Origin of the sequence: Paenibacillus sp. P36 (assembly GCF_045866505.1) — a bacterium.
Taxonomy (GTDB): domain Bacteria; phylum Bacillota; class Bacilli; order Paenibacillales; family NBRC-103111; genus Paenibacillus_E; species Paenibacillus_E chondroitinus.
In genome coordinates this window covers 757476-767500 of the sequence record NZ_AP038372.1, presented here as the reverse complement: position 1 = coordinate 767500, position 10025 = coordinate 757476, and the positions used below count along the sequence as shown (strand labels likewise).

The 10025-nt window shown below is 53.3% G+C and carries 12 protein-coding genes (1 of these 12 only partly in view); all 12 read right to left on the bottom strand.

Annotated elements, in window-relative coordinates; genetic code table 11:
• Tightly spaced (at most 45 nt apart), the 12 genes in view from ACKTT9_RS03425 to pduL form a layout consistent with a single transcriptional unit that may run on beyond the window.
• A protein-coding gene (locus ACKTT9_RS03425) for an amino acid permease (RefSeq protein ID WP_407870508.1) crosses the window boundary here: on the bottom strand, nt 1-1366 show its 5' portion. The gene continues 158 nt to the left of window position 1, outside the view; 1366 of the gene's 1524 nt are visible here — the first part of the coding sequence; the start codon lies at nt 1364-1366; its stop codon lies off the left edge, out of view.
• Nucleotides 1367-1411: 45 nt separating this feature from the next.
• The gene (locus ACKTT9_RS03420) at nt 1412-1540 is read right to left on the bottom strand and encodes a hypothetical protein (RefSeq protein WP_315955750.1); all 129 of its coding nucleotides are present in this window, start codon (nt 1538-1540) and stop codon (nt 1412-1414) included.
• Between the two features lie 24 nt (nt 1541-1564).
• Nucleotides 1565-2431, bottom strand: coding sequence for an ethanolamine ammonia-lyase subunit EutC (gene eutC, locus ACKTT9_RS03415; RefSeq protein ID WP_407870507.1), 867 nt, complete (start codon nt 2429-2431; stop codon nt 1565-1567).
• Nucleotides 2432-2444: 13 nt separating this feature from the next.
• Nucleotides 2445-3806 carry an ethanolamine ammonia-lyase subunit EutB gene (locus tag ACKTT9_RS03410; RefSeq protein ID WP_407870506.1) on the bottom strand — a complete coding sequence of 454 codons (1362 nt, stop codon included), beginning with the start codon at nt 3804-3806 and terminating at the stop codon, nt 2445-2447.
• The gene (locus ACKTT9_RS03405; protein WP_407870505.1) at nt 3803-5284 is read right to left on the bottom strand and encodes an ethanolamine ammonia-lyase reactivating factor EutA; all 1482 of its coding nucleotides are present in this window, start codon (nt 5282-5284) and stop codon (nt 3803-3805) included. Before ACKTT9_RS03405 ends, ACKTT9_RS03410 begins: the two co-directional genes overlap by 4 nt.
• On the bottom strand, nt 5277-5885 hold the full coding sequence (locus tag ACKTT9_RS03400; protein WP_407870504.1) for an ANTAR domain-containing response regulator: 609 nt from the start codon (nt 5883-5885) through the stop codon (nt 5277-5279). Before ACKTT9_RS03400 ends, ACKTT9_RS03405 begins: the two co-directional genes overlap by 8 nt.
• Nucleotides 5882-7327, bottom strand: coding sequence for a sensor histidine kinase (locus ACKTT9_RS03395; protein ID WP_407870503.1), 1446 nt, complete (start codon nt 7325-7327; stop codon nt 5882-5884). Before ACKTT9_RS03395 ends, ACKTT9_RS03400 begins: the two co-directional genes overlap by 4 nt.
• Before the next feature lie 24 nt (nt 7328-7351).
• Nucleotides 7352-7792, bottom strand: coding sequence for a EutP/PduV family microcompartment system protein (locus ACKTT9_RS03390; protein ID WP_407870502.1), 441 nt, complete (start codon nt 7790-7792; stop codon nt 7352-7354).
• Between the two features lie 4 nt (nt 7793-7796).
• On the bottom strand, nt 7797-8138 hold the full coding sequence (locus ACKTT9_RS03385; RefSeq protein WP_145668689.1) for a BMC domain-containing protein: 342 nt from the start codon (nt 8136-8138) through the stop codon (nt 7797-7799).
• Nucleotides 8114-8422, bottom strand: a complete 309-nt coding sequence (locus tag ACKTT9_RS03380) for a EutN/CcmL family microcompartment protein (RefSeq protein ID WP_315955743.1) — start codon at nt 8420-8422, stop codon at nt 8114-8116. The genes ACKTT9_RS03385 and ACKTT9_RS03380 overlap by 25 nt, the downstream gene beginning before the upstream one ends.
• Before the next feature lie 6 nt (nt 8423-8428).
• Complete coding sequence (locus tag ACKTT9_RS03375) at nt 8429-9262, bottom strand: hypothetical protein (protein WP_407870501.1); 834 nt, start codon at nt 9260-9262, stop codon at nt 8429-8431.
• Nucleotides 9263-10024 carry a phosphate propanoyltransferase gene (gene pduL, locus ACKTT9_RS03370; protein WP_407870500.1) on the bottom strand — a complete coding sequence of 254 codons (762 nt, stop codon included), beginning with the start codon at nt 10022-10024 and terminating at the stop codon, nt 9263-9265.
• Between the last annotated feature and the right edge of the window lies 1 nt (nt 10025).

The window sequence follows — 10025 nt, the reverse complement described above, 5'->3', positions numbered from 1 at the left end:
TAACCATGATGACGCAAATAAAAATAATCCAGAGCAGCGCGACAATGGAGATCGCATTGCTATATTTTCCGAGATTCCAAGGACCGAGATGCTTATCTTGAAATCTTCCTTCGGCTTTGGCCCGAAGCTTCAAGTAAATTGGAATGCCATAGGCGACATAAAGACCAACAACACTAACCGCCGTTAGGAACGCTATCGTGGTATACGTGGCATCCGGGTTCACCATTTTGATGAGATAGTCGATGAAAGCAAGCAGGAAGGAGAGGATGATGGCCAGCCAGATGGCTTTGGCCGGGGTACGGTATTTTTTGGAGATTTGCGCCCACTGCGAGCTTAACGGCATTCCTTTATCCCTTGAAAAAGCATACATCATGCGGGAAAAAGAAGTGATGGACGCAAGTCCGCAGAACCACATCGCAGCGGTGACCAGCCACAAAATGACGGAACCGAACGTGCCGCCAAGCGCTTCGCTGATTACATAGATGAACGCATTGCTGGAACCAGCAGCAGCGCTGGCATCCTTGATGGACAAGGTGACAAAAGCAAGCATAATGAAACCAATGACAAATGAATAGGCGACGGATGTGAAAATGCCCCAAGGCGCGCGCACACGCGGATTAATCGTTTCTTCAATGGTATGCGCCGAAGCGTCATAGCCCGTAAACGTCCACTGTGCCTGCAAAAGTCCGATCAGAAAGGCAAACATATAAGGTTTATCGGAGAAGGTTTCGCCTACATGGAACAGGTACGAGACCGGGTTTAGGCTGTTTTTAGTGAAAAAGGCCAGAGACAAGACCAGCACTGCCACGACAGCGATGTGATACCAGGCGGAGAAGTCGTTCAGCTTCGCAACGATTCGAATGCCGATGTGGTTGAGAATTCCATGCGTGAGCAAAATGACCGAGAAGCAAACCAACACGGTTGTGTTGCTAGATTCATACCCGAAGACGCTCGCGATAAGAGGATCAGCGAAAAGTGCAACGGAATAATCGATGCCGGCGACAATGCCGATTTGGCCAATGAGATTGATCCAGGCGGTGTACCAGCCCCAGCGTTTGTTTTTTAGAATCGCAGCCCAATGGTACAAAGCGCCTGCCGTCGGAATGGCCGAAGCCAGCTCAGCCATGACCGCCGCAACGCACATGACAAAAAACGCAACGATCGGCCAGCCGAAGCCCATCATGCCCGATCCGCCATAGGTTAATCCGTGACCATATAAGGATACAGCGCCAGTCAAAATGGATATGATGGAGAATGAGATCGCAAAGTTGGAAAATCCACCCATACTGCGCAGCAGCTCCTGGGCATAGCCGAACTTGTTCAAATCACTTTTGTCTTTGTCCTGATGATTGGAAGATACGCTCATCTTTACTCCTCCTCATCCATTCACAACGAATTGTGCAGCCAAGTCTCATTTCCCCAAAAAGCTTTCGTGCTTGCTTTCATCGAATTCCCGAATGCTCTTGTTCGCAACGCTAACGATCCAACCAGCAAACAAACATGTGATGACAACGATGACGATGCCAATCGCCAGTCCCATTCCGCCCCACCTCCTTCGCTGAAATCAGATCTCCAGGTTAACTCCGCTCGTTTGTTGTTCGAGCATTTTTTGTACGATGGTGCCGATATGCGCGCCGCCCTCCAGAGGAGGTGTGCCTCCGCGATGAATATTGGATATAACCGTGCGGTCGCTTTCTACCGTGCCTTTCCGCGGTTTGTAACAGATGTAGGCACTTAATGATTTGGACGAAACCAGCCCAGGACGTTCTCCGATCAAAAGCACGAGCACATCCGGCTGCAAGATTTCCCCGATGTGATCCATCACGGCAACCCTTCCGCCTCGTACAAAAAACGGAGTACCTGTGGATAACTTATAAGCTGCCAACGAGTCAAGAAGCGAGGGATAGACATCGGCCAGATTGGCATCTACCGCGTTGGCGCTAAGCCCATCCGACACAACAATCTGCACTTGAGGATGCTTGCTGCATTTTTGCTGAATAAGAGCGATTCCCTCTTCGGTAACAATACGTCCCATGTCGGGGCGCTTCAGGTAGTTCTCTGTATTCTCATAACGCGTTTCCACGGTAAATAGACCGAATTGATCCAAAAGCGCTGGACTTGCTTCGCCATAGATGGAATCGACAGCAGCCGCATGATCACGGCGGAATTTCAGCACTTCTTTGGTTAACGCCCGCGTTCCCGTCCGCCAAACGCCGATTCGCGAAGGTGTGCTGGCGAGCAGTTCGTTCATCCCTTCCTCCCATTTGGGACTGGGCACATGCGACTGCGGCTCTTCCTCTGACGGCATAAAGAGATCTGGCTGATCAGTCGGCGGGGACTCCTCTTCTTTTGATGCAGTAACGGACAGCTTCTTCTCGAGCTCAGCCATCACCAGATCCACTAGCGCATCGATGGGGACAGCGTTGTTCATCGCGACACCTCTTTCACATAAATAGGCTCGGGTCTCCCGCAAGCGGCGTTAACCGGCCGTTGTCCATAAGGCCCATTCGAACCAGCCATTGTTCAAAAGCAGGAGCCGGTCGCAGTCTCATTAATTCCCGCAAAGTAGCGATATCGTGATAGCTGGTCGACTGATAATTGAGCATGCAATCGTCCGCCATGGCTACTCCGATCAAATAGTTGACGCCTGCGGCGGAAAGCAGCACAGCCAAATTGTCCATATCATTCTGATCCGCCTTCATATGGTTGGTATAACAAACATCCACCCCCATCGGCAGCCCCTGCAGCTTGCCCATGAAGTGGTCCTCCAACCCGGCGCGAATGACCTGTTTGCTGTCATATAAATACTCGGGCCCGATGAAGCCAACGACCGTGTTGACAATAAACGGCTTATACTTGCGGGCAAGCCCGTAACAGCGCGACTCCAGCGTGACCTGATCGATGCCATGATGCGCTTCCGCGGACAGCTCAGAGCCCTGGCCCGTTTCAAAATACCACAGATTCGGCCCCGTCCCTGTCCCCTCCCGCGTGATCAGTTCATCCGCTTCATCCAGCAGAGCGACATCGATGCCAAAAGCTTTATTGCCGTCTTCCGTTCCCGCCAAACTTTGGAACACCATATCCGCAGGCGCTCCTTGTCGAATCGCGCGCATCTGCGTTTTGATATGCGCCAAGACGCAGTTCTGCGTAGGGATCTGCCATTTCTCCATGACCTCCTTGGTCATCTGTAAAATGTGCTTCACGCTATCTGCGGAATCAATCACGGGGTTGATGCCGATTACCGCATCGCCGATCCCGTAGCTTAATGCTTCAAAAAGCGCTGCTTTTATGCCTTGAATATTGTCCGTCGGATGATTGGGCTGCGCCCTCCCGGCGAGCACGCCTTTTTGACCGATGGTGATGTTGCAATGGCTGGTGACCTCCATCTTGGATGCAGCCTGCACCAGATCCAGATTGGTCATCAGCTTGGCGGCGGCAGCCACCATTTCGCTAGTCAGGCCTCGGGAAAGCCGGCGAATTTCTGGATTCCCTGTTTCCTGCCGCAGCAAATACTCCCGCAGCTCCGCCACCGTCCAATTCCGCACCTCGGCATAGATTTTCTCATTCAGCGTATTCTCGATGACTCGAGAAACTTCATCGGTCTCCGGAGGCAGCAGGGGATGGTTCCTGATGTCCGTCAGCGTCAAATCGGCAAGCACCTCTTTGGCGGCGATTCGTTCCTTGGCATCCTGCGCGGAAATGCCCGCGAGCTGGTCGCCTGACTTCTCTTCATTCGCTTTGGCCATCACTTCCTTCAAATCCTTAAATTGAAACGTTGTGCCGAGCAGCGTCGTTTTCAAATTCACCGGCCGCTCTCCTCCCCTCTGCCCTGGCCTTGGAAGGCCAATGTTTTGACCACTACGGGAATCATGATGCCGGAAATCGGCTCGCCCAAATCGATGTAATCCCCGTGCTCCACACGGATTTGATCGATGCAAATGACTTTCGGACGTTGCGCGCAGCGTCTCGAGAGGGACTGGCCTAGCGCTTTGGCAATGTCCGTTTCACAAATGACGACCATCGCTTCACTATGAGGAAAATGGTGAGTAAAACTCAGATACAGCTTATCGGCTATGTATTGAAGGGTTGGATAGGTTAAGTGGTGCGTCCCTGACAACGCGAGTCCAAACGGAGGCGAACGATCTAGAGCGAACAAGCTTGCGCCGTCTCGCATGAGAGCGTCAAACCGTTCTGCAAGCGCGCTGTCTTGAACTAGCAGCTGCGGCGACAGGTCCAGCTTGAGCACGGGCAAATTGCGGATCGGCAGCAGCGAAGCATCCAAGTGCACCGTCGCACCGCTGATCTCCGTGCTCTGCATGCCAGCGCCGATGACGGTCGCTCTGACCGTCTGATCCGCTTGAATCTGGCGAGCGGGGTAATTAGCGGTTAACTCCTTCCAGGCGTGGGCAAGCAGCGGGCCGATATCCTGGTGCACGGCAGCGTCCTCCAAGCTGCGGGGCGGCATGGTCTCTACCATCAGTTGGCCTACACCGCCGGAGACCATCCACTCTTCTATAGAGGGGATGGATGGTAACGGCGTTCCGATCATTAAGGCCGTTAGCTCCGCGCACGAACCGCGGCCGCTTAAATAGTCCATGATGCAGCGGCACATGGCCAAGCAGATCTCGTTCAGCTGCAGCAGGCTGAGCCGGTCGCCCGGCTGAACGGTGTAGCCGGCCTCCTGCAGCCAAGGGCGTATCGACGGCGACACCTCAAGAATCGTGCCGGTCGAGTCGATCCGAATAAGCCTGCCGCCGACATGAAAGGCCACCGTGCCGAGCAGCTTGCCGCGATGAAAAATCGCGGCATTCGCCGTACCGCCGCCGATATCGATGTTGGCGACTGCGCCTCGAAGCTGCCAGGAGCGCTGCTCCGCGCCGGCGCCTTTGCCGGCGAGCAGCCCTTCGAGATCAGCGCCGGCTGTCGCGACAACGAAATCGCCCGCTCGTTCTGCGAGCAGATGGAGGATGTGCTGCGCGTTTGTTTTGTTCGCCGTCTCACCGGTAATAATGACAGCACCGGATTTGATATCCGCTGGCAGGATGCCTGCCTGCTCGTACTCCTGAGCCACGATGGCCCAAATACGCTCGGCGTGGATCTCATCGCTGCTGAGGAGCGGAGTGCTGTAAATCGGGCTCGCGTACAGCAGCTCCCGCTCCGCAATCTGGAAGCGCGGCAGGCTGAGCACGCCGGAGGAGCGCACAATTTTCAACCTGGAAATGACCATCTTCGTCGTACTTGTTCCGATATCGAGTCCAACACTCGTAATCCATTGGTCAGCCATGTGTTCGCTCACCCGCACCTGCTAAGACCTCAGCTCCATCCCGCAGAATATTTGCCGCCAGCTTCGCGAGGGGGATGCAGGTCACCATGCTCACTTCGCGCATTTTGGCGTAAGCCTTCTCCTCACTCAAAGCATACTTCTGCATGACGAGGCCTTTCGCTTTTTCGATGCATTTCCGTTCCTCAATGGATTGCTTGAGAAGCTTGATATCCTGCTTTAGCGAGTCCATTTTCTCCTTCTGGCTCAAAGCGATCTCGACAGCCGGCAGCAAGTCTTCCTCCGACACTGGTTTGACTAAAAAAGCAGCCACCCCCGCCTCGCGCGCATCCTTCACCAGTTCCTTCTGGCTGTAAGCAGTCAGGAGCAGCACCGATGTATCCTGCTGCAGCTTGCGGATAATATGAGACGCCTTGATGCCGTTCATGACGGGCATTTTAATATCCATAATCGCCAAATCCGGCTTCACCCGAGCTATAAGCTCTATCGCTTCCTCACCATTCTTGGCTTCGCCTGCGACGAGGTAGCCGCCCTCCTCCAGCATTTCACGGATATCCATGCGGATGATCGGATCATCATCGACGACGACGATGGCATTTCTCATGGCATTTCGTCCTCCTTTGACTGCGTTCTCGCTATTGGAAATGTAAGCTGCACTTCGGTTCCTCGCTCATCCGTCATGATATCCAGCACGCCGCCGAGATTTTCTTCTACTAATGTCTCCGTGATTTTCAAGCCGAGATGGCCTTTTCGCTCGGAGTGATTCGCCGCTTTGAAGCCGATGCCGTTATCCGACACCCGAACCCGGGCAAAGCTGTCTTGGTGCTGCAGAGAAACTTCAATATGTCCGGTACGCCGTTCTCCAAAAGCATGCAGTACGCAGTTCTGCACCAGTTCATTCACAACAAGCGCAAGTGTCGTAGCGGCATCGGATTGTAAAATGAGCTCATCCCCGGAAATAACCGGGACAATGGTCTGATCCGGTTTGGACGAGGAAGAAATAATGTTCTTGATGATGCGGTCCACAACCTCGTTAAAATGGATCGTCTCCAGTCCTTCAAACGCAAGCATTTCATGAATGACCGCTATCGAATTAATGCGGTTGATGCTGTCGCGATACACCCTCACAACCTCTTCGTGCTTCGTTCTTCGCATCTGCAGGCGGAGCAAGCTGGAGACGGTTTGCAAATTATTTTTCACGCGATGGTGAATCTCCTTGATGACGGCGGACTTGATGACCAGCTGCTTCTCCTTCTCTTTCATATCCGAAATATCGCGCAGTAAAATAATCCCGCCTACCTCCCGCTGATCCCGGTAAATGGACATGGCCTTGAGTTCGAAGGTCACATGCCCAATTTGCAATTCCTGCTGGATGAGGCCAGATCGGCCAAGTACCGTTAATTTCCCATAAAATAACTGGGTGATCAGGGAGCCGTTAGCAGCCTCAGCTGTGTGACCGATTTCCTTCAGCATGTCGAGCGCACGCGGATTCGTGTAGGTGACCCGCTCCCTATCATCAAAAACAATGACGCCTTCATGCATCAGCGACTGCATGCTGCCCTGCGACATGGCCACACTAAGCAGCGTTTCGCTTAGCTGTTCCGTTGTCTCCATCAATCGGGTCACATTCTTCTCCTGCTCAAGCTTCTCCGTAATGTCCTTCTCCATGATGAGTGCCCCGATAACCTGGCCGGTTCTGGACCGAATCGGCACGACATTTTGCTGGATCGCAATCTGCTCCTGCGAAATGCCGCGCGAGCCGATCACGGATTGGCCGGAAAGCAGGCAGAACATGACGGCGGGCTCATTTTGTACAAAAGCATACTGACCTACGACCGATGTCTTGTACAAGGAAGAGCCTTTGGAGGGACGCGCCTCCGCCACGACGAGCGCCATCCCTTTGTCAGGGAGTGGGCAGTCTATGAAGACATCGGATTCGGATACATCGGCAAATAGTTGGAGATGATCCGCCATTTCTTGGATGGTTTGGACTTCTTCCGTGCTCAAAAGCGTATACTTCCTGCACAATTCCATAATGGACGCCATGGTGCATCCCTCTTCACTTTAGGATCAAGAGTGTACGATTTGCATAAGCTTATCTTTTAACTTGGCAATGCCTTCGTTTGACGCAGCGGATGTCAGAAAGATTTCGCCTTCCGGCAGCGCCTGCCTCAGAAGTTCTATCGCATGATCGATATCTGCCTGGGGGTGATCGATTTTGGTCACAGCCCCTAAAGCCCGCACGGCAAAACCTTGTTCAAAGCCAGGAGGAAAATAGTTCCTGTCCCGCGTAGCATCCTGAACCAGCAGAACAGCTGCGGCCTCGTGCGAGGTCGCCATTAACGAGCGGTAATACAGCGGATTCTCGCTGTACTCGCCGGGAGTATCGATCACCCAGTCACGGTAGATGAGGCTTTGTGTTTTGGATGCGGGCTGGGACTCCCCGAATAAGGCTTTGATCAGCGTTGATTTGCCTGCGCCGACGGCACCGATGATCATCACTTTTTTCATCGCGTTATGACCTCGTGATCGGTGCCGTCGAGAATTTTAACTTTTCGAGCAAAAACACATTCACAGCCGCAATCGCCATCTCCACAGCAGCAACTTCACCCGTGAGCACCAGCGAGCCAGTGAATCGGTCCAAATAACCGATGCCGACGTCGGCTGCTTTGGTCGCAATGTCCGCTGCGATGATGGCCGTCTCCGTTGGGGTCAGTGTAAGAATGCCAATCGCACTGCGCTCCTCGATGCCGAGTTTCGTATACAAAACCGGGTCCGGATTGGCAATGACATGAGCCAGTGTCAGCTGCTTGCCGGGGACATATTCCTGAATCACTCTCTGTTTGTGCTCTTCCATGCTTCCTCCTCGGCCTCCTTCGCGACCTCGAAGCTATCGACAATGCCAACGATCATCGCATCGATGGGCACCATTTTATCCTTGAACAAGGTTCGGGCCGGACTCCCCCTAGATACGATCACACGTTCGCCAACACCTGCTCCAATGCGGTCTGCGGCGATAATCGGCGTACCCGCTTCGCTGTCTTTGAAATCCATCGGTTGGATGACGAGCAGCTTTAAATTGTCCATGCCTGTTTCCTTTTGCGTAGCCCATACACTGCCAATGACTTTCCCGTAAAACATAGGACCTCACCTTTCGGCCATATATTCGATCTGGATGCCTTTATCCTTCAGCATGTCTTGCGCTAGAGCGGAAATAATTGTTTTTCTGCCGATTTGCAAGGAGCAAAATGGACGATTTCTTAACTCCCGTTGGACCCATTCTGCGGAGACCAGTTTTCCTTCGTAGCGGATGGCTTCGGATGCGGGTTCGGGTGCGGATGCGGGTGCTGGTGGGGCAGAAGATTCTAGAGTTTCAGGAGCCTCTAGAGCTTTAAGAATTTCAGGGCGAATTTTGCTCACGGCTTTCTCGGCAAGCTGTTTGCTGGGGGCGAATTCGACGCCGTACATTTGGAGTTCCATTTTGTAATAATCAAAAAGATTGCGATACGGGGTGGGCAGCGTCAGCGTTTGGAGCGTCCGGCGGTCCGCCTTTTTCAATCCTGAGATATCTTCACCGATGAGGACGAATTTATTTTGAACTAGCGTAGAAAAAATGATCTCAGAGACGATCGTCCCTTTCATGCCAAGGGCTGCTCTCGCTGCATTATCCAGATCGATTTCCGGAATCACGATGCCTTCGTACGCAAGCGGCACCTCTATGGGAGCAGGAGCGAACTCATCAGAAGCAATAGTTTGGCCACGACCGGCACATTCAATCTTGTGCTTGCCGAGCCAGCAGGAGGCTTCGCCGTCCAGGAACATCAGATCATGATCAATGCCGTGAATATTTAATGCTATAAAATGATCGATGAAAGCTTCATGCGCCGTGCTGTCGTAAAACAGATAAAGCACCTTCGGCCTCTTAGCCTGCTGGTTCAAAATCTCACGAACGATCGCTTCGACCATTTGCTTGATTTCCACCTAGCGCAGCCTCCTTTCGGCATTCATAGGGATGATCTGGACCGTGTCCCCAGTTGTTAATTGGGCTGCATTCGCCTCGTCCCGGTCGATATGAAAATCCAGCGAATACTGCGGGCTCACCCTCACGATCACATCGGCAAAAATGATGGAGCGCTCCCCCATTGCTTGCACGTGTATGCGGTCCCCGTGGTTTAGGCGCAAGGTCTGGGCTTCCTCCGGGGAGGCATGTACGTGATTTTTGGCGATGATCAGTCCTTCGGTTAAGGTGACGGTTCCCGTTGTGCCAACCAGCGTGATCCCCGGTGTGTCGGCAAGATCGCCGGAAAGGCGAATCGGTGGATGAACGCCAAGCTCGAATCCGTCTGTGCGCGAGATTTCCACTTGGGTCGCACCACGGGAAGGTCCCAAGATGCGGACATTAGACAGGCTGCCGTGCGGGCCTTTGAGTGTCACTGTTTCCATGGCGGCGAATTGCCCCTTTTGGGAAAGCTCGCGCAAAGGTGTCAGCCGGTAACCGTTGCCGAAAAGCATCTCGATATGATGAGCTGAGAGGTGCACGTGCCGGTTGGAGACGCCAACAGGCAGGAAGTTCGGTGGCAGGGTGCCGGATGGCTCGGAAGCCACACGCTGTAAACGAATTCCCCGCTCCTTCAGGAAATCAGCCGCTGCGGGGGTCAACTTATCCCCCTCTGTAACGGGAAATGGATTCGCCAAACCTTTGATCAGCTGTGCGCGCAGATACGTTTCCGTAATGAGCGCCATC

Excerpts from the sequence above, each read along its gene's own strand:
- ACKTT9_RS03420 (WP_315955750.1), bottom strand. The coding sequence starts at position 1,540 with ATGGGACTGGCGATTGGCATCGTCATCGTTGTCATCACATGTTTGTTT.
- eutC (WP_407870507.1), bottom strand. The coding sequence starts at position 2,431 with ATGAACAACGCTGTCCCCATCGATGCGCTAGTGGATCTGGTGATGGCT.
- ACKTT9_RS03405 (WP_407870505.1), bottom strand. The coding sequence starts at position 5,284 with ATGGCTGACCAATGGATTACGAGTGTTGGACTCGATATCGGAACAAGT.
- ACKTT9_RS03400 (WP_407870504.1), bottom strand. The coding sequence starts at position 5,885 with ATGAGAAATGCCATCGTCGTCGTCGATGATGATCCGATCATCCGCATG.
- ACKTT9_RS03395 (WP_407870503.1), bottom strand. The coding sequence starts at position 7,327 with ATGGCGTCCATTATGGAATTGTGCAGGAAGTATACGCTTTTGAGCACG.
- ACKTT9_RS03390 (WP_407870502.1), bottom strand. The coding sequence starts at position 7,792 with ATGAAAAAAGTGATGATCATCGGTGCCGTCGGCGCAGGCAAATCAACG.
- ACKTT9_RS03385 (WP_145668689.1), bottom strand. The coding sequence starts at position 8,138 with ATGGAAGAGCACAAACAGAGAGTGATTCAGGAATATGTCCCCGGCAAG.
- ACKTT9_RS03380 (WP_315955743.1), bottom strand. The coding sequence starts at position 8,422 with ATGTTTTACGGGAAAGTCATTGGCAGTGTATGGGCTACGCAAAAGGAA.
- pduL (WP_407870500.1), bottom strand. The coding sequence starts at position 10,024 with ATGGCGCTCATTACGGAAACGTATCTGCGCGCACAGCTGATCAAAGGT.